Origin of the sequence: Nitrosospira sp. Nsp14 (assembly GCF_900113575.1) — a bacterium.
Taxonomy (GTDB): domain Bacteria; phylum Pseudomonadota; class Gammaproteobacteria; order Burkholderiales; family Nitrosomonadaceae; genus Nitrosospira.
This window is the reverse complement of sequence record NZ_FOPV01000001.1, coordinates 148,327-169,854: the sequence shown is the minus strand read 5'-3', so window position 1 is coordinate 169,854 and position 21,528 is coordinate 148,327. Positions and strand designations below refer to the sequence as shown.

Sequence of the window (21,528 nt, the reverse complement as noted above, 5' to 3'; positions counted from 1 at the left end):
TTTTATACTCCATCCACCTCTCGCAAATATTCATACAGACAATACGTTTCAGGGGGCAGTGTCTAATTTGCTCGGATTTGGAATCTAGAACCTCGACCAGGATCTGTATTGGCTACGCTAACGATCACTCGCCCAGACGACTTTCATCTTCACTTGCGCGACGGTCCGCAACTGCGGGCAGTGCTGCCGGATTCCGCGCGGCGTTTCGCCCGCGCTATCGTCATGCCCAACCTCCAACCACCGGTGGTGACGACCGACATGGCGTTGGCATATCAATCCCGTATCCTCGCTGCGCTGCCTCAGGGCTTGCATTTCACGCCTTTGATGACGCTCTACCTTACCGATAACACGCCGCCAGCGGAAATCCTGCATGGCAGCAAAAGCTGCGCAATACACGCCGTGAAATACTACCCCGCTGGTGCAACGACCAACTCCGATGCGGGGGTAACAAACATTTCCAACTGCTATCGGACGCTTTCCACAATGGAAGAAATCGGCTTGCCGCTGCTGGTGCATGGGGAAGTGACGGACTCTGACGTGGACGTGTTCGATAAGGAAAAATTCTTCCTGGACAGGGTGTTGATCCCAATTACACAGCGGTTTCCAAAACTACGAGTTGTGTTCGAGCACATCACGACCCGCGAGGCGGTGGAATTCGTTAGAGATGCATCAGACAACGTCGCCGCCACCATTACCGCTCATCACTTGCTACTGAATCGCAACGCCTTGTTTGGGGGGGGGATTAATCCCCACCATTATTGCCTCCCAATACTGAAGCGCGAAAGCCACCGCGAAAAACTGGTTGAAGCAGCCACGAGCGGTAACCCTAAGTTTTTTCTTGGCACCGATAGCGCCCCCCATTCAAGGTCCGTCAAGGAAACCGCTTGCGGGTGTGCAGGCATCTATACCGCTCATGCGGCGATAGAACTTTACGCTGAGGTGTTCGAGCAAGCGGGCGCGCTGGATATGCTGGAAGGCTTCGCCAGCTTTAACGGCGCCGCTTTCTACGGTTTGCCGCGAAACGAGGACAGCATCACTTTAATGAAAGAAAAGTGGGACGTTCCCGCACAACTGGAATTTGCGGGAGATGTGCTGATCCCGCTCAAGGCCGGGAAAAGCGTAACGTGGAAACTGCTTGACTGATCCTATAGATACTTTTGTATAGCTACAAGCTTTCATCCTGGGGGTTCTTCACCAGAATCTCATCCATCCGCACCGCCCTCGGCGGCTGCCCCGTCCGCAAACCAGAACCCAAGTCTGATCCTTGCACAGTGGTTGCGGTAGCGTCAACCGACGGACACGCGACGGTTTGGTGAGAACATTCTCGCGACACTGTAGCACCCCTTCTTCAACCGCAACTCGCCCGCACCACGAGGATTGTCAGAGCTGAAGTCTTCCAGCTATCGGCAAGCATCCGATCACGTCTACTGAAACATCCATTTTTTTCCACCACGACCGGTTTCTCCCAACCAACGACTGTACACGACGCTTGATCTTCCCTTCACGGCACAAAATTCCACCTTCAATAACCCTTGCGGCACGGGAGGGGCAGCGCCGAGACCGAGGCTGGCTGTAAGCGGGACAATGAAGTATCGAGACTGCGACGTTCTCATCCAGCGCGACGATTTAGTGCGCCGCCGCACAGACTGGACAGGAACCTCTGGACTATTTTGATTTTTCTTAAGGATGACAACAATCATTTTGTCGTCCCCGGGGGAAAATCAACTGCGACCAAGACCTGCAGAGATGGCTACTCCATGCTCTTCTCTGTGCTAGCTGAAACACAATCGCGTGTCGGCCGCTTCTATCGCATCACAATTACGCAACCGGGCCGGCCTTACTATACCCGGAGGAATATGAATAAGAGAATCGCACTTGTAAGCGAGCACGCCTCGCCATTAGCAGCAATCGGCGGCGCTGACACCGGCGGACAAAATATCGCGGTAGCTGAATTAGCTCAACATCTGGCGGCTATAGGTTACCAGATCGATGTTTTTACTCGCTGGGACGACCAACGTGTGCCAAAGGTCATTAACTGGCGAAGCGGTATAAGGATTATCCACGTCGAAGCCGGTCCGCTGACTTTTATTCCCAAGGAGAAACTGCTTCCCCATATGCCGGCTTTTACCCGGGATATGCTGCACTTTATCAAAGCGGAAAATAATCCTTACAAGCTTATACATGCCCACTTCTATATGTCGGCCTTGGTGGCAGCCAATATAAAGCAACAAATAGGCATTCCTTTCATCGTTACCTTACATGCCCTGGCGAAGGTGCGCCGCACCCATCAAGGCAAGAATGACTGGTTTCCCGATGAAGGTTTTGCCGTCGAAGAACGGGTGCTGGCAGAGGCCGACCAAATCGTGGCGTTATGCCCCCAGGACCGTGACGATCTGGTCAGTCTCTATCAGGCTGATCCCAACAGAATCACGATTATTCCAAACGGTTTCCGGTCGGATGAGATTTATCCTGTTGACAAGCTGTTCGCGCGCATGGCGTTGAACCTTGAGCCAAAGGAAAAAATCATCCTGCAGCTTGGCCGATTGGTGCCGCGCAAGGGAGTCGATAACGTCATTAAGGCCGTTGCCCATATGCGACGGGAGCATAACTTCAAGGCGCGATTGCTGGTTGTAGGCGGTGAATCGGAAGAGCCCGATCCTGAAATAACCCCGGAAATCGGTCGCCTTCAAAAACTCGCTGAGACGGAAGGCATACGCGACCTCGTGACATTTGTGGGGCGCCGGTCGCGCAACATGCTGCATTACTACTACAGCGCCGTGGACGTGTTCACAACCACGCCATGGTATGAGCCCTTCGGAATCACCCCGCTTGAAGCCATGGCGTGCGGTACGCCTGTAATTGGCTCTAACGTGGGCGGAATCAAATCAACAATCGTCGATGGCAAGACTGGTTTCCTGGTGCCCCCCAACAACCCTGCCATACTCGCCCAGCGCATTCTCGAGTTACTGAGCAGCAGTACGCTGATGACCTACTTCAAGGAAAACGCGGTTCGTCACGTGAACGAAAACTTCACCTGGATGAAGGCCACGCACCTGACCGCCAACATGTATGAGCGGGTTGCCACGCGCAGTCCATTACGCGCCGACGGCGAGGATGATCCCCTCTCCTACATTGACGATTCTTTCGAGTCTTTGATTGAAACAATAAAAAAATCTAGGGGAAAAATTCGTCTGGCCATTCTCGACTCGGCCGAGGCTATTTACCGCTCGCTTGCGCGGGGAGGAAAGATGCTGGTCTGCGGCAATGGTGGCAGCGCCGCCGAAGCGCAACACTTTGCATCCGAATTGGTTGGCAGGTTTGAGGCTAGCGGCCGGCGTGGCTTGCCTGTCATGGCGCTAACGGCAGACACAACATTTGTGACGGCGTGGGCAAATGACTTCAGCTTTGATGAGGTGTTCGCCAGGCAGATCGAGGCACATGGCCAAACCGGGGATGTTCTAGTCGTAATCAGCTCAAGCGGCCGGTCGCCCAATCTCGTCAACGCAGTCCGGGCAGCTCGAAAGCGGGAAATGTTTTGTATCGGCCTGCTCGGCAAGGACGGTGGGCCTGCTGGGGAATTGACCGACGTGAACATCATCGTTCCGTCGAACGAGACCTCGCGTATTCAGGAGATACAGTTGCATGTTGTCCATGTGCTGAGCCATCTGATCGAGCAGGAAATCATGGCCGATGAACTGAATAATCTCAAAGTTCCAGAGGATTATTCGATGATGCAATTCCAGCTGACTCGCCCGTCGGTCAAGTCCGTCAGCAAGGGGAAAATGTAATATGAATGGACAGAGCGTAACGGATAAAGTGGTTGTTGTCACCGGCGCGGGCCAGGGGCTGGGCGAGGCGATTGCGCTCAGGCTCGGCGCAGCCGGCGCCGTTGTCTGTGGCTGTGATATTCAGGAGAAGCAGGTAAAAAATGTAGCGCGGGCGATCAAGGAAGCAGGCGGCAGTGCTTATGCTTATGTGCTGGATGTGAGTAACGAACATGACGTTCAGCAAACGGTCGATCGAATTCTGGCGGAACACGGCCAGATCGACATCCTGATAAATAATGCGGGGACCGATACGACACTCCCCATCGAAGATTTAACCATCGCCGATTGGGACCGGGTGCTTGATGTCAACTTAAGGGGTCCCTTCCTCCTGTCGAAAGCCGTCTATCCGTTCCTAAAGCGCCAGGGTAAGGGTCACATTGTCAATATTACCTCTACCGCAGCCAAGCGCGCCTGGACCGAAGCCACTGCCTACCATGCAAGCAAGTGGGGTCTGCTGGGCTTTGGCCACGCCCTGCATGCCGAAGCCCGGCGGAACAATATAAAAGTTACCTCGGTAGTCGCAGGAGGGATGCGCACGCCCTTCATCCTGGATAGATTTCCCCAGACTGATCCAAATGTTCTTCAGGATCCCAAGCATGTGGCCGAAACCGTGCACTTCGTCGTGACGCAGCCAGACGAGACTGTGATCCCGGAGGTCATGGTGTTGCCACTGAGGGAAACATCATGGCCCTAGCGCTGGGCAAGGCTGTCTTTATAGATAAAGACGGGACGCTCATTCGCGACGTTCCCTACAACGTTGATCCCCGCTGGTTGCGACTTACTCCGGGCGCTGGCGTAGCGGTTCGCCGCTTAAAAAATGCGGGATATAAGCTGATCGTCATCTCCAATCAACCGGGGGTAGCGAGAAAGTTATTTAAGGAAAGTGATCTGCTGGCTATTAACGGCGAGATTCAAACCTTGCTTGCGCCATATGGGGTAAAAATGGATGCGTTTTATTACTGCCCTCACGGACCGGGCGACGGTTGCGAATGCCGCAAGCCGTTGCCGGGACTGATTTTGCGAGCAGCTGAGGATCATGCGATCGATCTCCGTAACTCCTGGATGATAGGCGACATCCTGCATGACGTCGAAGCGGGTAATCGTGCTGGCTGCCGCAGCATCCATTTCGATAACGGCAACGAAACTCAGTGGGTAATGGGCGAATGCCGACAACCCGAGTACACCGTCAAGGGGTTAATCGAAGCGGCCAATTTGATTTTTCCAGCTGCGTCAGGCTCCGTTAACAGTAGTGGCGGCGACCGGACAGATGCAGGGGCATATAAAGAGGCAGGCCTTGCCACGACGAAATGAGTTCGAAAAAGAGCCCGCTTCCAGAGTCAATGGCGTTCCCTCTGCGCCTTCCAGGAACGTGATGCGGCATTGGCTATTTATCAGTCCCAGCGATGTTTTGAGCGTTCCCTGGTGTTAGCGTGTTGAAGAGGCCCCAAGTGAAAGGAGGTGGTATGGACAACGAGTATCTTGCCACTATCGGTCGCTTTAGCAGTTTAAATGTACTGGTAATTGGCGATGCAATGCTTGATGTTTATATGGAAGGCACCGCCCAGAGGATTTGCAGAGAGGCGCCAGTTCCGATAGTCGATGTCACAGATGTCAAAACAGTGCCGGGGGGAGCCGCCAACACCGCCGCTAACCTGACGCAGTTAGGAGCCAGCGTTAACTATCTGTCCGTCGTTGGGAGCGATCACGAGGCGAAACTGCTGAAAGATGCACTCGCTCGTCATGGCTTGGACACCTCCCTCATTTTGTGTGATCCGACCCGTCGGACAATTACGAAACAACGGGTAACCGCTGGTAATCAACTGCTGGTGCGTTTCGACTCTGGCACGACGGAAGTCATACAACGTGATTACGAGCGGCAGCTCATCGACAATTTGAAAGACAACTTTAACCGGGTTGATGCCGTCGTTGTCTCGGATTATGGCTATGGCATCCTAACCGATAGAATCATCAGCGTCCTTGGCGCCTTGCAACGCAATAGGGAGAACATTCTGGTAATTGATGCCAAGTCACTGGATAAATACAGCCGCGTTCGCGCCACGGTCGCCAAGCCTAACTATCAGGAACTCGTAAGGCTCCTTGCCATTACCGAGTCAACGTCAAGCAGCAACCGGTCTGAGCAAATTAAACGTCACGGGCAGAGGCTCCTCAAAAAAACAGGAACAAAGTATGTCGCAGCAACACTCGACATTGATGGCGCGCTGCTATTTCAGCGTGGCAAAGAACCCTACCGTACCTTCTCAAAACCGGTGGCGAACACTAAAGCCGCTGGAGCTGGCGACACATATGTCAGCGCCCTCACCCTTGCGTTAGCCAGCGGCGCACCGATCGAGGTGGCGGGCGAGATCGCCAAGTCAGCTGCTGTAGTGATCCTGCAAAAATCAGGCACTGCTACCTGCACAAAGAACGAGCTGAGTCATTACCTGGGGAACGGCAGCAAATATACCGACGACTGGCAAGAACTAAAAAACCGGATCGAGCATTTCAGAAAAGAGGCGCGACGTATTGTATTTACCAATGGCTGCTTCGATCTGCTTCATAGCGGGCATGTCACCTATCTCGACCAGGCTCGGGCTCGAGGCGATGCGCTGGTGTTAGGCCTGAACTCGGATGCAAGTATCAAACGCTTGAAGGGCAACGATCGACCCATCAACAGTCTGCAAGAACGTGTCCGCGTTCTATCTGGACTGGAGTCGGTGACGTTCATGACATCTTTCGAGGAAGATACGCCTATAAGCCTGCTCGACGTTATTCAACCTGATCTGTACGTGAAAGGCGGCGACTATACTGTCGACAACCTGCCCGAAGCGCCCGTCGTCCTTGGCTATGGCGGAAAAATCGAAATCATGCCTTTTGTCCAGAATCGGTCCACAACCAACCTCATTTCGAAAATTAAAAGCCTTGACGAGCAAACCGCATAACCAAGCGGCGAACCATGTTCTCTGACGCCTGGAGGAACTACAAGAACATACTCTGCATTCGTCTCGACAATATGGGCGATGTACTGATGAGCCAGCCTGCCATGCGAGCGCTTAAACACTCGGGGTTGGGCAGGCAAATCACCCTGCTGACATCAAGCACAGGGGCAACCATCGCTCCCTTTATACCGGAGGTGGACGCAATCATCCCGTTCGATGTTCCGTGGGTAAAGACGGATGAAATCAATGGAGAGCAGCAACTGCTGGCGCTTGCCGATGAGTTGAGAAGCAGGCGGTTTGATGCAGCCGTAATCTTTACATCATACAGCCAGAATCCGCTGCCTGCGGCCATGCTGTGCTACCAGGCGGGCATCAAAGCGGTTCTGGGTTATTGCCGCGAAAACCCCTACCGGCTTATTAGTCACTGGATACCTGATCGCGAACCTTTGGACTACATTGTCCATGAAGTTCAACGGCAGCTCCAGCTCGTCGAAACGGTGGGCGCAGCGACGTCTGATACAAACCTGACGCTCCGGGTTCCGGGTGAAAGCAGGCAAACGATCCGGACCAGGTTGGCCGCACTTCGGGTCGGTAAGGATAGGCCATGGCTCGTGCTCCACGCCGGGGTGAGCGAGGAAAAGCGCTGCTACCCAGCGGACGAGTATATAAGCGCCTGCCGCTCGCTCATCGGGCAAGGCTACGAAATTGTCCTTACGGGCAGCAGCAGTGAGCAAGGATATGTGAATAACATTGCCCGCCGGCTAGGTGATGGCGCCGCTAACCTGGCAGGCGAATTATCAATTTCAGAACTGATGGCACTGATCGCAGCCGCACCGGTTTTAATCTCGAATAATACCGGTCCCGTCCATATTGCTGCCGCCGTCGGAACCCCTGTCGTGGTGCTGTATGCGATGACTAACCCGCAGCATACGCCATGGAAGGTATCGAGCCGTGTGCTCTATTTTGCAGTGCGCGCGGACTTACGGACCAAGAACCGGTTGCTACAGGCTTTTCCGGACGTATCGGGGCCTCAGGCGTCGCCTCTTGCAATTACGGCGGCCGTTAATGAATTAGTAAGGCACGCGTCATGCGAAATCGAATTACGGTACTGATTCCTTCTTACAATCGACCTGCTACGCTGGCCGTCACTCTCACTGGACTTTGTTTTCAGCAGTTCTGCGATTTCACGGTCGCTATTTCCGACCAGAGCGATAGCGGGCCCGTTTACCAGGATTCATCAGTGCAAACGGCTATCGGACTACTGGAGAAAAAGGGTCATCCGGTATGTCAGTTATCCAACCTCCCGCGGCGGCGCCTGGCCCAGCAGCGTCAATTTTTACTGGATTCGGCGACGTCGCCGTACTGTCTGTATCTCGATGATGACGTTCTACTGGAGCCTTTTGTCGTCGGCAATATGCTGCAGGCTCTTAGAGAAGAACAGATTGGATTTGTGGGACAAGCGCTGATCCGGTATGTCGTTCAGGGATGATTATCGCCCACACGAACAGGCAATCGCGTTATGGGACGGTCCGGTTGAGCCGGAATTCATCACGCCAAATACAAAATAGCCTGGGTGGGCGGTTGCGTACTGTATGACGCAGCAAAGCTGCGAGAAATCGGTGGGTTTGAATTTTGGAGAGATGTACCGGAAGAGCACGCGGGCGAAGACGTGCTTGCGCAACTGCGAGTCATGAAACGCTACGGAGGAAGCGGTCTCATCCCATCGGGGGCCTATCACCAGGAGGCGGCGACAACCTTAACGAACCGCAACTTTGATATCCCAAGGGAGCTGGCTCTGTAAGCTCCCGAGAATGTCGTACTGATATGTTATTACGCAGCGACCCGCAATTACGGCAAGGTACATTCAACAACAACCCCCTGAAGACGACAAGATTGATCGAAGAAATAGAGAAAATAGCAAGGCGTGCGGGCGAGATCGTCAAGGCTCACTACTCACAGGGAGTCGCACATGAATTTAAGTCCGCGCGGCAGGTCACAACCAGTGCCGACAAGGAGTCTGAACAGCTGCTCAAAGAAGGGCTTCTGAAAATATATGCCTGTGGATTCTACGGAGAGGAAGAAGGCGGGGCTATTTCCCGCAACGGCGACCACTGGGTAGTCGACCCGCTTGACGGAACCGAGAATATGAACGGCTATCCTCCGCTTCTTGCCGTCTCCATTGGGCTCCTCCGCGATAGAAAACCTGTCCTCGGCGTCATCTATGATCCGATCCACGAAACTCTATACAGTGCGCAAGAAGGCACGCAAGTACGGGTGAACGGAGAAATTACATCGGTCTGCCCTCAAACCGACCCAGCGAAGGCTATCGTCGCGCTGGATTTTTCCTCGCGAATGGACACCCGCCCTCAGACACTTCAGCAACTGGCGCGAGTATTGGAACGAGCTCGCGCAGTAAAGATTTTTGGTGCGCCTGCCCTATCGCTAGCAGAAGTGGCCGCCGGGCGGCTTGATCTGTTCTTCCGTCCTTCCACCAAACTATCGGATATGGTGGCGGGTATCTGCATGGTTAGGGAATCAGGAGGGAAAGCAGTGGACTATGGAGGCAGGGATTGGACGATCAATTCGAACGGCGTGCTAGCAGGTTCTTCGGAAATGGTTGAGGCCTATCTTCCTTGTTTCAGGTAGACAGGGGGCCTATGCCTCCGCTTTTGTTCCCTCACACAAGCCAATGAGCGTCGCGGAACCGACAATATGATTTTGCATCGTTGCTGCTACCTGTTTTTTATCAGCCCCTGCACCCAGGTCAAGCACGGTATCGAGCGCATATAACTGAAAGGAGTAATGGTGGGTACCCCTGAAATACTTAGCGCAAGGGCCCTCATAACCGTGTGTCCCGCCATTCGCAATTCCCTCCGTGCCGCCTTCAGGAATATGCCCGGCCGGGATCGACATTGTGGTCGGGGGAATATTAAAAACAAGCCAGTGAACCCAGGGGCCCGGAACAGCGTCCCGATCCTCCACAACAAGAACGAGACTTTTGGTTTTTGCCGGCAAGTCTCCAAACTCGAGTGGCGGACTGATGTTTTCTCCATTACATGTGTGGGAAGTGGGAACGCGGGTGAGGTGCGAAAATTCCGGACATGTAATAAACATGAAAAGCTCCTTTCTTACCAAATCGCCCGACAGATTGAAGGACAGATGTTCTCTTCAGACCAAACCCCCGCGCTGGAATCACCTCTGGCTGCGAGAAGAAGAACGCCGTAAACCGTATATCACGAAGAACGACATGGCTCAAGTGACCGGATTCCCGATAAAAAAGATTGCGATCTTTCGCGCGCTGAAGCTGGGCGATTTCCTATTGTTTACCCCAGCCCTGAAAGCTATCCGGCGCTCTTTTCCACAAGGGGTTATTGATTATATAGGTCTCCCCTGGAATAGCGAACTGGTAAAGCGGTACGATTGTTACATCGACAATTTTGTTGAATTCCCAGGTTTTCCCGGACTGCCGGAAAATCCGTTCAACGCTGAGAAGGTCGCGTCCTTTCTGACCCTCGTGCAGAAGCAAAAATATGACCTCGTGTTGCAAATGCACGGCAACGGCAATGTGTCGAATCTGCTCGTCTCCCTTTTCGGCGGCAGGGTAGTAGCCGGCTTCGCCAGTGATGACGCATACTGGCCTAATCAGGATTTCTTTTTGTCATATCCCGGGCGTCAGCACGAGGTGCTAAAAAGTCTCGGTTTACTTCAATTTCTCGGCATAGATCATGAAGATAAAGCAATGGACTTTCCATTATTCGAAACGGATTTTCAAAAACTTGGGGCATTAAAAGAATTTCAATCAATCAGAAGCGGACCTTATGCCTGTTTACACCCAGGGGCTATCTCTGCGGCTCCGTGGCCTGCCGAGCATTTCGCGGCAGTTGCAGATAATTTTACAGAGCAAGGCTTGCAAGTCGCGTTGACCGGCACCATGCAAGAAAAGCATCTGACCCGGGCGGTAATGCAAAAAATGACGAGCCCGGCTATCGATTTTGCAGGTAAAACGGATATCGGAATGCTGGCTGCTCTTATAAAAAGCAGTCGAGCAGTTGTCGCCAATGACACCGGCGTTGCCCATTTAGCAGTAGCGGTTAACGCCCCCAGCGTGACCGTCTTTACCACCACCGATCCCTCGATTTGGGCTCCGCTCGATCAAGCTCAACACTGCATCGTGGCAGGGAATGCTGTAAAGACGCCTGAGGCTGCCATTTTGGCGACGAAAGCAATAATGGACAATGAGAGGACAAGCCCATCATAGAAGCTAAACTCCGGGTACTTACGTGGCATATCCACGGAAATTATCTTTATTACCTTACCCAGGCTCCATTCGAATTTTACTTACCGAAAGGAGAAGGCGAAGGCTACGGAGGGCGCACGCCTGGTTTCGTTTGGGGAAACAATGTACATGATGTCCCCGTCCGCGAGATAACAGATCACGATTTTGACGTGATACTGTTCCAGCACCGTAAGAATTATGAGGTTGATCAATACGATATATTGTCTGAGCGTCAGCGCCGGCTCCCGAAAATTTATCTCGAGCACGATCCACCGCAAGAACATCCGACCAACACCCGGCACTGTGTGGACGATCCTTCGATGCTGCTGGTTCACGTCACGGCTTTTAACCGCTTGATGTGGGACAGTAACCGGACCCCGACTACAGTCATCGATCACGGCGTGATGGTTCCGGCCAACGTCGAATATACCGGCGAGCATGCGAAAGGCATTGTGGTGGTAAATAATATCCAGAGACGCGGCCGCCGCCTCGGGTTGGACGTATTCGAGAGAATCCGCAGGGAGGTACCGCTGGACCTGGTGGGAATGGGAGCCGCGAAACTTGGGGGCTTGGGAGAGGTGCCCCATGATGCGCTACCCCAGTTTGTAGCAACATACCGTTTCTTCTTTAATCCGATTCGTTATACCAGCCTCGGTCTGTCAGTTTGCGAAGCGATGATGACAGGCGTTCCGATCATCGGACTCGCCACCACGGAGATGGCAACCACCGTCGAAAACGGCCAGAGCGGTTATGTTGAAACGGATGTGGACGCCCTTCTCGAGCGGATGCGCTATTTGCTGGATCACCCCCAGCATGCCCGGGAACTAGGCGAAAATGGCCGGGCATACGCTCGGCGCCGTTTCAACATAGAACGATTCGCAAGCGACTGGCAACGCGTTGTCAGCGGCTTTGTCGAGAGGGCGCGGTAGGTTGTTCGGGCAGCAATAATTCTGCTGCGAAATTACATACCTCCTCGACCGACACACTCTCAACAAACGAACAAGCGTGGTCGCAATGCTCCGTCATGGGCTGAAACGGCCACGGTGAAACTGGTGTAATTCCACAATAGGGACATTCAAGTCGCCAGCTTATTGCCAAGCGATGACGGTTGCGGGTAAGCGGGCCCCAGTTAAGCACATTAGGCGCCCAGAAAATCCCGATGGTCGGCGCGCCCACCGCCCGCGCCAAATGCAGGGGGCCGGTGTCGTTGCTGATGACGAGCGAGCTTTTCCCTAAAAGCGCCGCCAATCCACCAAGCCCAAGCGAAGTGCAGGGAATTGCCGCGCGATCCATTGCCCGCATCACGGTCGTCACGGTCTCTTGTTCTTTTGGCGTGCCCGTCAGGACAACTTGATATCCCTTATCAATAAGACCATCCGCTACTTTGGCAAACTTCGACGCCGGCCACACGCGCCGGACGTCATCAGCGCCGGCATGGACGATGACGTAAGGCTTTCCTTTTATAGTCTCCCGAATCGGAGCTGTTTCTTGTTCATCTATTTTTGTCACCTCGACATGAGGTTCGAGCCTCGTCGTACACGCCCCAACTAAAGCTACTACCTCCAGATTGCGGAGGATCTCACTCTGGTAATGCACATAAGGAATAAAACGGTCGATGGGTTCGGCGCCTTCGTTCCGAAGGCCCACTGTGAGGCCCGCCCCAAGCCTGTTAATAAATGGATTAACCGCTTTGCCATCGCCCTGCAGATGAATAATTACCGCAAACTTTTCAGTACGCATCGCTTTGTAAAACTGCTGTATTGCGGGTGAAACATCAGCCGCATCAATCCAGCCAACTCGGCCTTTTGTCGCCACGGCGTCGTCATCATTTACCCCCGGGAATACAGGAACGTCGATCACTCTATCCACGGCTGAGGGCCGTGCAGACAGAAATTCCTTAACCCAAGGCCTGGCGAGCAGGATTAACTCGGCGTCCGGGTACGTTTCTTTGATCGCCCCTAACGCCGGCAAGATGACAAGGAGATCGCCCAGGGCTTTGGCATGAAGAACGGCTATTTTGCCTGGGGGGGTGGGCAGGACTCCATGGCTGAAGTCATCGACGTAACCAACGTTCGCCTTCGTCATCCTTGTGGATACACTATCTCGCCCGGTGTAGGCCGGGCTCACATCCCGAAAAATTACTCAATTTGACCGATTGCTTTACTGACGTCCGCCGGCGTCTGAAAGCTTTCCTCCGGTAACTGCTCGAGCGTCTGCATTATCTTTTCATCGGCTCCCTTCGTTTTCGCGTGCTTTACGAGTTCGTCCTTCTTCGCCGGGTAATGCATGCCGGATAAAAACTTTTGAACTTGAATTGGATTGACTGTCGCCATAAGTCCTCCTTTTATTCCATAACAGTTGGTTATGGATCGGGATCGTTTGAAGCCCGGAGACCGCTGAAAATTTCCTCTTCAGGTCTCAGAATAGACCACATATCAGCCGGGTGCAAAACGAGTACCACCAGCTTCCGCGGAAGCATCGCATTCAAAACAACAGGGGAAATTCTCCTGCGTTCTCGGACAGGAGGGGCGGGGTAGTTTACCAATGACGCTGGGCGCGATTCCAACGATAAAGCAATCGGGCAAAGGCGTTATAGAGCAGGCGCGTGGCCTGCCTAAGGATGGGTAAGCGCAGCAGTTTTGCCAACCAGCGCTGCCGGGGCGTCCGTGACCAGAGCCGGGTGAAGGCGTCGGCACCGACATCGAGCCGACCATCCGCGGCTTTAACGTGCAAGCGCTCCCGCACTTGCTCCAGCGGAGACCCTACCTCTTCTGCCGCTTCCGGATGGGTATGTACATCAATCCACTCGATGTCCCGAATGCCGCATGCCTCCATCCGCTTTCGCTGATCCTTGATACCAGCATTGCAAACGGGACATGCACTGTTGTAGTAAACCTTGGTGGGCACGCTCCAGTCCTCGGCTCAACTGCGCCAGGTCTTCAGCGCAAGTGCTTCACGTTAATCACAGCGATAGACCACGCCTAGGACCGTGGTGTTCGAGGTGCCCCTGCTTCTCCACGCGTTGGTATTGCTTGAGTCCTGTACCCAGACGTAATTTCCACCCATTTTTACCGCCTTGTTGCGAAGGTCGTTTCTCGCGCCAACAAGGAGATTTTTGTTCGATGTATAGTCTCCCGTGAACCAGTTTCCCTGCGAGCCAACGGCATCGCCTATCGGCTTGCAATTACCAGCGGGCTTTTCCGTTACAAGCTCGACAGTTCTTCCCTCCGGTGTTGCCGGAGTTGCCGAGCAACCGAAAAGAAATGCTAGCAGAATAACTGACAACGCGGCATTCGTTTTTTTAATCATTTGCTTTCTCCTCAGACTCTATCTTTTTGATCACTTGTCGATGATTTTTTGGACTGAATTAAATGTCAGGCTATTCAACCCTGCCAGCCCTTCAAACCGCTAGTCCCCACGATTGCCATACTTAGGCCGGTCGCGGCGCAAACATAATGATGGCCATCCCCGCGAGAGCCACCAGAGACCCGGCCACATCCCATGCAGTAGGTCTGACGCCATCGACCGCCCAGAGCCACAGCACAGCCGTGAAAATATAAACGCCCCCATACGCGGCGTATGTTCGGCCCGCGGCTGTAGGGTGAAGGGTAAGCAGCCAGGCAAACAACGCAAGACTTGCGGCAGCGGGGACAAGAAGCCAGGCGCTATGGCCCTGCTTGATCCAGAGATAAGGCAGATAGCACCCGACGATTTCCGCAATGGCGGTGGCCAGGAAAAGAAAAAAAGTCTTCAGTTCGAGCACTATTTAGCCAGCCCTCCGCTGTTCGCAGTTATCCAATGGCCCGGTATCTTTTGATTTCCGGCGCCGCAGCGAGCAGTGGGCCCGCCTTCGCAAAAGCGTCCTGCACGTGCTCGGTTACCATATGGCTATCGATAGCCGCATCGCTTGCCCAACCTTCAACCACGGTAAAGTCGTTGGGCTCATCCAAATTCTGATAAAGCTGATAGCTGAGGCACTCCTTTTCCTTACGGGTTTCCTCAACAAGGCGCAGCAAAATGCGTGTCAGCTCGTCGATTCCGTCAGGCCGCGCAGTTATCCTGGCGACACCTTTACACCTTTTACACCTTGTTGTTTTTCCACTTCTCACTCTCGTATAGTTCAGGGAAATGCGAACGCTGGCTGAATCCCGACCGTGCAACCCTTCGGAATATTCTATAGCCAAGTCTGCACCAGGCGGTTGGGAAAAACGCTGTTTTATTCCCCCACGCCTGCTTTTTCGACCGAACGCTTCATCACCGCTTTGAAGAGTTTGGGTATTGCGACCGTATTCGACATGTTGGCGACAAAGTCGGGAATCATGCCGCCGGGATTGGTAAGGAGCGTATAGGTAAGCCGCGTACGTGAGCCCCCACTGATCGGTTCGGCCACCCATGACCCGTCATTCAGCCTGATCCTTACCACCCCCTCGACCTCAGGCTCAGCCTCAGGGCTCGCGGTCCATTCGCTTCGGAATACGCCGCCGTTCGCCAGGCTGCCGCGCGTCATCCTGAACTTGAGCGGATAATCTCGCTCGGCCACGAAAGGCGGCGCGATGCGGTTATACGCCACAACCTCGCTGTCGCCATTGCGGCTGAGTACACGGGATTCAATTACGTACGGCATAAACTCCGGGTAATGGTCGAAGTCGTTGACGACATTGAAAACCACCTCCGGCCGAGCATCCACCTCGGCGATCGCGACAATCCTGCGTCCTTTTTCCACGTCCTTGGTAAAGATGACAAGCTCCGCACTTCGATAGGCTTCGGTCCAGCCTGTCCCCGGCCTCTGCACGTCCAGGGACCATCCCAAAGGGATCACGCACCACAAGAGGACGATCAGCCCCGCCGTTGCGGAGCCCCGTATGCGCTTGAGCTTCCGACTCATCAGCTACCCAGCCTTTGTTAAACGAATGCTGCGAAACCAGCCACCCGCAAGCACCGGCATATCGCCGGCAACCTTCAATTCCGGCACAGCCGCCAGCACTTCCTCAAACACGACATCGAGCCGCGTCACGAGATGCCGGGACAATAGATTCAGCATGCGCCTCAACGGCGCGGTTTCGCCCGGCTTGAGAAATTTGTCCAGTACCAGCACGCTGCCGCCTGGCTTCAATACGCGCGCCGTTTCTCGCAGACAGGCGCGTCCATCGGGAACAATCGCCAGGATTAGATGCAGCACGACATGGTCGAAGCATTCGTTCGCGAAAGGCAGAGCCATGCTATTGCCCTGCACAAGGTTCATCTGAAGGTTTCCTATGCGGGGTTTTACCCTTTCCAACATGGCCGCGGTGAGATCAAGGCCGGTATAAGTATGTCCGGGAGGAAGATGAGGGAGATCGAGGCCGGTACCAATACCACTGATCAGGATGTCCTGAGTCCCTTGCTGTGGCAGCTGCGCGAGGCTTGCAGCGCGCAGCCTGCCGCCTGCGGTCTCGAGCAAGGCATCGTAAAGCGGGGCGATGATTGTATAGGAACGGCGCAAGGACATAAATTTTACGCCGTAGTTTTAACGCCCGTTTCGTTTCCGTGAGGGGGCCGGTCTGGCGGGCTTGTCCACCGTCTCCCGCACAGGTGGCACGGACGGTGTACGATAGGCCCAAGCGATCATGATCACCCCCGCCACGATCATTGGTAGTGACAGCCATTGCCCCATGCTGATCCCTAATGTCAGCACCCCCATGAACCCATCGTCAGGTTCACGAAAAAATTCCGCCGCTGAACGGAATACGCCATAGCCGACTAGAAACATGCCCGAAACCGCGCCCACCGGCCTCGGTTTGGCCGAATAAAGCCACAATAATACAAAAAATGCGATCCCTTCCAGGGCAAACTCATACAGTTGGGACGGGTGCCGCGGGATCGCATCCACATCTGGAAAGATCATGCCCCATGAAACATCGGTAGGGCGTCCCCATAACTCTGCATTGATAAAATTGCCGAGGCGCCCCGCGCCCAGCCCCAAGGGTACCAACGGCGCGATAAAATCCGTCACGGCCAGCCAGGGGAGCTTGTATTTCCGTGCCAACACGGCCATCGCGGTGATAACGCCCAGAAAACCGCCATGGAAGGACATTCCCCCCTGCCATACGGCAAAGATTTCCAGCGGGTGCTGCAGGTAATAGCCAAACTGATAAAATATTACAAAGCCCAGGCGCCCGCCTAAAATCACCCCCAGCACGCCATAGAACAGCATGTCGTCGAGCATGTTATTGGTAAATGCCCCTTTGGAATTTTGCTTGATGCGGTATCGACCCAGCAGTATGAAAAGAGCGAATCCCAACAGATACATGAGCCCATACCACCTGACCGCGAGGGGCCCAAGATGAACGGCAATGGGGTCGAACTGAGGATGGACGAGCATGGTCTTCCGCTTATTTGATGTAAAATGATTGTGGATCCTGCAAAGCGACAAATGTCATACCGCTTGCGCGGGCTGCGGCACATGCAAAGCCCACATCTGTTGATCTAGACGAATCCCGGCGAAGTCCGAGATGACGCCGCGGATGTGTCTCCAGCATCGCTGAGCAATTATACATACGGCGATCACGGTTCACCCAAGAGGACATGGAAAAAGGGCCGTTAACAGCCTTTCTTTCACCCAGGGCGAAAAATTCAGCCTTTGGTTCCCGTCCTCGGCAATTGAGGCACTTCAGGTTTTTCGATATTTAAGGAGCATACATGCCAGATAATCAACGCAGCCGGGCTATTACCCAGGGTGCGCAGCGTTCTCCCAACCGCGCCATGTTGCGGGCGGTCGGTTTCAGCGACAGGGATTTCGACAAACCCATTGTCGGCGTAGCCAACGGTTTCTCGACCATCACCCCCTGCAACAAGGGATTGAATGAGCTGGCGCTGAAGGCAGAGCACGCCCTGAAAAAAGCCGGTGCGATGCCGCAAATGTTCGGCACGATTACGGTTTCCGATGGGATTTCCATGGGAACGGAAGGCATGAGGTATTCCCTAGTGTCTCGGGAAGTGATTGCGGACTCGATTGAGACTGCCGTGCAGGCGGAAAGCATGGACGGCGTGATTGCGGTGGGTGGCTGTGATAAGAACATGCCGGGCGCAATGATCGCGATGGCGCGAATGAATGTCCCAGCGATTTTTGTCTATGGCGGGACCATCAAGCCCGGCCATTACAAAGGGCGAGACCTCACCATTGTGAGCGCCTTCGAGGCTGTCGGCCAATATACTGCGCACAAGATAGATGAAAAGGAACTGCTCGAAGTCGAGCGCCATGCGTGTCCGGGTGCAGGTTCCTGCGGGGGTATGTTCACAGCGAATAGCATGTCGTCCGCTTTCGAGGCGATGGGCATGAGTCTGCCGTACTCGTCTACCATGGCGGCGGAGGACGATGAGAAGGGCGAGAGCGCAGCCCGTTCCGCGGAAGTGCTGGTTGAAGCCCTCAAGAAGCAGCTGCGGCCGCGCGACATTATCACCCGCAAGTCCATTGAGAACGCTATTGCCGTAATCATGGCGGTGGGTGGCTCGACCAATGCGGTATTGCACTTTCTGGCCATCGCCCATGCGGCCGAAGTGCCATGGACGATCGACGATTTCGAACGCATACGCGGCAGCGTGCCGGTCCTGTGTGACCTTAAGCCCTCGGGACGGTATGTTGCCACCGATCTGCATAAGGCGGGCGGGGTTCCACAGGTAATGAAGATGCTGCTCGAACATGGTCTCTTGCACGGCGACTGCGTTACGATCAGCGGCCAGACGGTGGCGGAGGTGTTAAAAGATGTGCCGGCCGCACCGCGGACCGATCAGGATATCATCCGGCAATGGGACAATCCCATGTATGCCCAGGGCCACCTCGCCATACTCAAGGGCAATCTTTCCACCGAGGGTTGCGTGGCCAAGATTACCGGGGTTAAAAACCCGAAAATTACGGGACCGGCAAGGGTTTTCGAATCGGAAGAAACCTGCATGGCGGCTATCCTCGCGCGCCAGATCCAGCCCGGCGACGTGGTCGTCATCCGCTACGAAGGCCCCAAAGGCGGGCCTGGCATGCGCGAAATGCTCTCCCCCACTTCAGCCCTGATCGGCGAAGGTTTAGGCGATTCGGTCGGCCTGATTACGGACGGTCGTTTTTCCGGGGGGACGTACGGGATGGTAGTCGGGCATGTTGCGCCTGAAGCTTTCGTCGGTGGCACCATCGCACTCGTACATGAAGGGGATTCGATCACCATCGATGCCGAGGCAAGGCTGCTGCAGCTCAATGTGCCAGAGGATGAGCTTGCGCGCCGCCGCGCGGATTGGACTCCACCGCCGCCGCGTTATACGCGCGGCGTGCTCTCAAAGTATGCGAGGCTGGTTTCGACCGCAAGCCAGGGAGCCGTAACCGATTAACCCGAAGGTTCAACCTTCGGCGCTGGGATAAAATCGTGCCGAACCATCTTGGCAGCGAGACAAGCCCGTACCTTCTTCAGCACCTGGATAACCCCGTGGACTGGTACCCATGGGGGGACGAGGCACTGACCCTCGCCCGCGCGCATAACAAGCCGATATTGCTTTCCGTGGGCTACTCGGCCTGTCACTGGTGCCACGTCATGGCCCATGAATGCTTCGAAGACGCTCAGGTTGCGGCGGCGATGAACCACTACTTCGTCAACATCAAGGTGGATCGCGAGGAGCGGCCGGATCTTGATCAGATCTACCAGACCGCTCACTATATGCTGACGCAGCGTAGCGGTGGCTGGCCGCTCACGCTGTTTCTCACGCCCGACCAGAACCCTTTCTTCGGTGGGACGTACTTCCCTAAAACGTCACGGCATGGCCTCCCAGGCTTCCTCGACCTTTTGCCCCGCGTCGCCGAGGCCTATAACACGCGCAGTGCGGATATCGAGCGGCAGGGTGCCTCGCTGTTGAAGTCATTCGCGAACCTGCTGCCGTCCAAAAGTGTGTCTGCGCCAGCTTTTTCAGAGCAGCCGCTTGACCAGGCTCTGGTGGAATTGAAAAAGCGTTTCGATCCGGTCAACGGCGGTTTTGGCGAGACGCCGAAATTTCTCCATCCCGCGGAACTGGAATTCTGCCTGCGCCGCTATTTTGCCGCGGGTGATAAGGACGCGGGTCACATGTCGAGCCATACGCTGCAAAAGATGGCCGAAGGCGGTATCTATGACCAGTTGGGCGGTGGTTTCTGCCGTTACAGTACCGACTCATACTGGCGCATTCCCCACTTCGAAAAAATGCTTTATGACAACGCGCCGCTGCTGCGACTGTATGCCGATGCTTGGCTAGCCACACGTAATCCGCTGTTTGAGCGGGTTGTTGAGGAAACAGCCCGCTGGGTCATGCGCGAAATGCAGCCGCAGGCAACCGAATCAGACGTCACCGGAGCGGGCTATTACTCCACCTTGGACGCCGATTCCGAGAACGAGGAAGGCAAATTCTATGTTTGGGATCGCAATGAGGTGGCGCGGCTTCTGCGCCCGGAAGAATATGCCATCGTCGCTCCTTACTACGGACTTTCGGACGACCCGAACTTCGAGGGCAAGCATTGGAATCTCGAAATCACGCGGCCGATTGCTGACGTCGTAGCACATGCGGTCGGCGTCAGTGTGGAGGAAGCGCAACAGAAGCTCGCATCGGCGCGGGAAAAACTCTTAAACCAGAGGGAATCACGCGTCCGTCCAGGCCGAGACGAGAAAATCCTTACCAGCTGGAATGGGTTGATGATAAAAGGGATGGCGCACGCCGGGCGGGTATTCCGTCGCCAAGACTGGATCCGATCAGCTGCCCGTGCGGTGGATTTCATCCGTTCCACCCTATGGAAAAACAATCGCCTCCTTGCAACCTATAAGGATGGCAAAGCGCATCTCAATGCCTACCTCGATGATTATGCCTTTTTGCTGGATGGGCTGCTGGAATTGATGCAGGCTGAGTTTCGCCGGACTGACCTGGATTTTGCCGTCGCGCTGGCCGATGTGCTACTGGAGCAATTCGAAGATCAGGAGGCGGACGGATTTTTTTTCACCAGCCACGACCACGAAAAGCTCATTCATCGCCCCAAGCCCAGCCATGACGATGCCACACCGTCTGGCAACGGGGTTGCAGCATCCGCGTTGCAACGGTTAGGGCATTTGCTCGGCGAATTCCGTTACTTGCAGGCTGCGGAGCGTGCCCTGAGTTTGTTCTATCCCACGTTATTACGTTATCCCAGTTTATGTTGCAGCCTGTTGACGACACTCGAACAGTCTCTCTTTCCACCAACGCTCGTCATTCTGCGCGGTCAGGCGCAAGCGCTGAAAGAATGGGAGGACGCGTTACGGTTCGTTTCGCCCTACACGCTTGTGTTTGTGTTGCCCGTGGAACTTGTTGATCTACCGATGAGTCTGAGTAAACCGGCAGGAGTAGATAATACTGTCAACGCCTGGGTTTGCCACGGCGTTAAATGCTTACCGGCGATTACGGATGTGCATGAATTGCTGCGCGTCTGCGAAATTCACGGTAAGATAGGAGCCCCTTTCTATAATTAACGGATAAA

22 protein-coding genes are annotated in these 21,528 nt (G+C 54.6%); 12 read left to right on the top strand and 10 right to left on the bottom strand.

Annotation, left to right across the window (positions count from 1 at the left end; genetic code table 11):
- The first annotated feature begins 108 nt into the window (after positions 1-108).
- From pyrC to BM022_RS00700, 8 genes are all read left to right on the top strand, one after another.
- Positions 109-1,143, top strand: coding sequence for a dihydroorotase (pyrC, locus tag BM022_RS00735; RefSeq protein ID WP_091135794.1), 1,035 nt, complete (start codon positions 109-111; stop codon positions 1,141-1,143).
- Positions 1,144-1,856: 713 nt separating this feature from the next.
- Entirely contained in the window at positions 1,857-3,788 is a 1,932-nt protein-coding gene (locus BM022_RS00730; RefSeq protein WP_091135793.1) for a glycosyltransferase, read from the top strand.
- Between the two features lies 1 nt (position 3,789).
- Entirely contained in the window at positions 3,790-4,521 is a 732-nt protein-coding gene (locus tag BM022_RS00725) for an SDR family oxidoreductase (RefSeq protein ID WP_091135790.1), read from the top strand.
- Positions 4,512-5,138 (top strand): D-glycero-alpha-D-manno-heptose-1,7-bisphosphate 7-phosphatase, encoded by a 627-nt coding sequence (locus BM022_RS00720; protein WP_091135788.1) that lies wholly within the window; start codon positions 4,512-4,514, stop codon positions 5,136-5,138. Before BM022_RS00725 ends, BM022_RS00720 begins: the two co-directional genes overlap by 10 nt.
- Before the next feature lie 152 nt (positions 5,139-5,290).
- A complete protein-coding gene (gene rfaE2, locus BM022_RS00715) occupies positions 5,291-6,766 on the top strand; it encodes a D-glycero-beta-D-manno-heptose 1-phosphate adenylyltransferase (RefSeq protein WP_091135786.1) in 1,476 nt (491 codons plus the stop codon).
- A gap of 14 nt (positions 6,767-6,780) precedes the next feature.
- On the top strand, positions 6,781-7,875 hold the full coding sequence (locus BM022_RS00710) for a glycosyltransferase family 9 protein (RefSeq protein WP_091135783.1): 1,095 nt from the start codon (positions 6,781-6,783) through the stop codon (positions 7,873-7,875).
- A complete protein-coding gene (locus BM022_RS15660; RefSeq protein ID WP_218146805.1) occupies positions 7,851-8,252 on the top strand; it encodes a glycosyltransferase family A protein in 402 nt (133 codons plus the stop codon). The genes BM022_RS00710 and BM022_RS15660 overlap by 25 nt, the downstream gene beginning before the upstream one ends.
- Before the next feature lie 335 nt (positions 8,253-8,587).
- Positions 8,588-9,409 (top strand): inositol monophosphatase family protein, encoded by an 822-nt coding sequence (locus BM022_RS00700; RefSeq protein ID WP_091135782.1) that lies wholly within the window; start codon positions 8,588-8,590, stop codon positions 9,407-9,409.
- A 9-nt stretch (positions 9,410-9,418) separates the two neighbouring features.
- On the opposite strand, the gene BM022_RS00695 is transcribed toward BM022_RS00700, so the two are convergent.
- Positions 9,419-9,877 carry a YbhB/YbcL family Raf kinase inhibitor-like protein gene (locus BM022_RS00695; protein WP_091136096.1) on the bottom strand — a complete coding sequence of 153 codons (459 nt, stop codon included), beginning with the start codon at positions 9,875-9,877 and terminating at the stop codon, positions 9,419-9,421.
- Here BM022_RS00695 and BM022_RS00690 point away from each other — a divergent pair.
- On the top strand, positions 9,876-11,021 hold the full coding sequence (locus tag BM022_RS00690; protein WP_177191586.1) for a glycosyltransferase family 9 protein: 1,146 nt from the start codon (positions 9,876-9,878) through the stop codon (positions 11,019-11,021). The two genes, BM022_RS00695 and BM022_RS00690, sit on opposite strands and share 2 nt — an antisense overlap.
- Before the next feature lie 188 nt (positions 11,022-11,209).
- On the top strand, positions 11,210-11,968 hold the full coding sequence (locus BM022_RS00685) for a glycosyltransferase family 4 protein (protein WP_256208778.1): 759 nt from the start codon (positions 11,210-11,212) through the stop codon (positions 11,966-11,968).
- On the opposite strand, the gene BM022_RS00680 is transcribed toward BM022_RS00685, so the two are convergent.
- The 9 genes from BM022_RS00680 to lgt form a co-directional block, all read right to left on the bottom strand.
- The gene (locus tag BM022_RS00680) at positions 11,940-13,124 is read right to left on the bottom strand and encodes a glycosyltransferase family 9 protein (protein ID WP_091135775.1); all 1,185 of its coding nucleotides are present in this window, start codon (positions 13,122-13,124) and stop codon (positions 11,940-11,942) included. The genes BM022_RS00685 and BM022_RS00680 overlap by 29 nt on opposite strands.
- Positions 13,125-13,177: 53 nt before the next feature.
- Positions 13,178-13,372, bottom strand: a complete 195-nt coding sequence (locus BM022_RS00675; protein WP_091135773.1) for a DUF2795 domain-containing protein — start codon at positions 13,370-13,372, stop codon at positions 13,178-13,180.
- 205 nt (positions 13,373-13,577) lie between these two features.
- A complete protein-coding gene (locus tag BM022_RS00670; RefSeq protein ID WP_091135771.1) occupies positions 13,578-13,946 on the bottom strand; it encodes a thiol-disulfide oxidoreductase DCC family protein in 369 nt (122 codons plus the stop codon).
- A gap of 51 nt (positions 13,947-13,997) precedes the next feature.
- A complete protein-coding gene (locus tag BM022_RS00665; RefSeq protein ID WP_091135769.1) occupies positions 13,998-14,348 on the bottom strand; it encodes a DUF4156 domain-containing protein in 351 nt (116 codons plus the stop codon).
- Positions 14,349-14,469: 121 nt separating this feature from the next.
- Positions 14,470-14,802, bottom strand: coding sequence for a YnfA family protein (locus BM022_RS00660; protein WP_091135767.1), 333 nt, complete (start codon positions 14,800-14,802; stop codon positions 14,470-14,472).
- Between the two features lie 28 nt (positions 14,803-14,830).
- Entirely contained in the window at positions 14,831-15,148 is a 318-nt protein-coding gene (locus BM022_RS00655; RefSeq protein ID WP_256208803.1) for a putative quinol monooxygenase, read from the bottom strand.
- Positions 15,149-15,255: 107 nt separating this feature from the next.
- Positions 15,256-15,924, bottom strand: a complete 669-nt coding sequence (locus BM022_RS00650) for an SRPBCC family protein (protein WP_091135764.1) — start codon at positions 15,922-15,924, stop codon at positions 15,256-15,258.
- A 3-nt stretch (positions 15,925-15,927) separates the two neighbouring features.
- Positions 15,928-16,527 (bottom strand): class I SAM-dependent methyltransferase, encoded by a 600-nt coding sequence (locus BM022_RS00645; protein WP_091135762.1) that lies wholly within the window; start codon positions 16,525-16,527, stop codon positions 15,928-15,930.
- A gap of 18 nt (positions 16,528-16,545) precedes the next feature.
- Complete coding sequence (gene lgt, locus BM022_RS00640; RefSeq protein ID WP_091135759.1) at positions 16,546-17,400, bottom strand: prolipoprotein diacylglyceryl transferase; 855 nt, start codon at positions 17,398-17,400, stop codon at positions 16,546-16,548.
- Between the two features lie 317 nt (positions 17,401-17,717).
- Between lgt and ilvD the strand changes: the two genes are divergently transcribed.
- Both ilvD and BM022_RS00630 read left to right on the top strand, forming a co-directional pair.
- A complete protein-coding gene (gene ilvD / locus BM022_RS00635; RefSeq protein ID WP_091135756.1) occupies positions 17,718-19,391 on the top strand; it encodes a dihydroxy-acid dehydratase in 1,674 nt (557 codons plus the stop codon).
- Positions 19,392-19,426: 35 nt separating this feature from the next.
- Positions 19,427-21,520, top strand: coding sequence for a thioredoxin domain-containing protein (locus BM022_RS00630; RefSeq protein ID WP_091135754.1), 2,094 nt, complete (start codon positions 19,427-19,429; stop codon positions 21,518-21,520).
- Positions 21,521-21,528: the final 8 nt, after the last annotated feature.

What these genes read in the sequence shown, in the direction of transcription:
- BM022_RS00730 (WP_091135793.1), top strand. Translation starts at nt 1,857, where the DNA reads ATGAATAAGAGAATCGCACTTGTAAGCGAGCACGCCTCGCCATTAGCA.
- BM022_RS00725 (WP_091135790.1), top strand. Translation starts at nt 3,790, where the DNA reads ATGAATGGACAGAGCGTAACGGATAAAGTGGTTGTTGTCACCGGCGCG.
- BM022_RS00720 (WP_091135788.1), top strand. Translation starts at nt 4,512, where the DNA reads ATGGCCCTAGCGCTGGGCAAGGCTGTCTTTATAGATAAAGACGGGACG.
- rfaE2 (WP_091135786.1), top strand. Translation starts at nt 5,291, where the DNA reads ATGGACAACGAGTATCTTGCCACTATCGGTCGCTTTAGCAGTTTAAAT.
- BM022_RS00710 (WP_091135783.1), top strand. Translation starts at nt 6,781, where the DNA reads ATGTTCTCTGACGCCTGGAGGAACTACAAGAACATACTCTGCATTCGT.
- BM022_RS15660 (WP_218146805.1), top strand. Translation starts at nt 7,851, where the DNA reads ATGCGAAATCGAATTACGGTACTGATTCCTTCTTACAATCGACCTGCT.
- BM022_RS00700 (WP_091135782.1), top strand. Translation starts at nt 8,588, where the DNA reads ATGTTATTACGCAGCGACCCGCAATTACGGCAAGGTACATTCAACAAC.
- BM022_RS00690 (WP_177191586.1), top strand. Translation starts at nt 9,876, where the DNA reads ATGAAAAGCTCCTTTCTTACCAAATCGCCCGACAGATTGAAGGACAGA.
- BM022_RS00695 (WP_091136096.1), bottom strand. Translation starts at nt 9,877, where the DNA reads ATGTTTATTACATGTCCGGAATTTTCGCACCTCACCCGCGTTCCCACT.
- BM022_RS00680 (WP_091135775.1), bottom strand. Translation starts at nt 13,124, where the DNA reads ATGACGAAGGCGAACGTTGGTTACGTCGATGACTTCAGCCATGGAGTC.
- BM022_RS00675 (WP_091135773.1), bottom strand. Translation starts at nt 13,372, where the DNA reads ATGGCGACAGTCAATCCAATTCAAGTTCAAAAGTTTTTATCCGGCATG.
- BM022_RS00665 (WP_091135769.1), bottom strand. Translation starts at nt 14,348, where the DNA reads ATGATTAAAAAAACGAATGCCGCGTTGTCAGTTATTCTGCTAGCATTT.
- BM022_RS00650 (WP_091135764.1), bottom strand. Translation starts at nt 15,924, where the DNA reads ATGAGTCGGAAGCTCAAGCGCATACGGGGCTCCGCAACGGCGGGGCTG.
- BM022_RS00645 (WP_091135762.1), bottom strand. Translation starts at nt 16,527, where the DNA reads ATGTCCTTGCGCCGTTCCTATACAATCATCGCCCCGCTTTACGATGCC.
- lgt (WP_091135759.1), bottom strand. Translation starts at nt 17,400, where the DNA reads ATGCTCGTCCATCCTCAGTTCGACCCCATTGCCGTTCATCTTGGGCCC.
- ilvD (WP_091135756.1), top strand. Translation starts at nt 17,718, where the DNA reads ATGCCAGATAATCAACGCAGCCGGGCTATTACCCAGGGTGCGCAGCGT.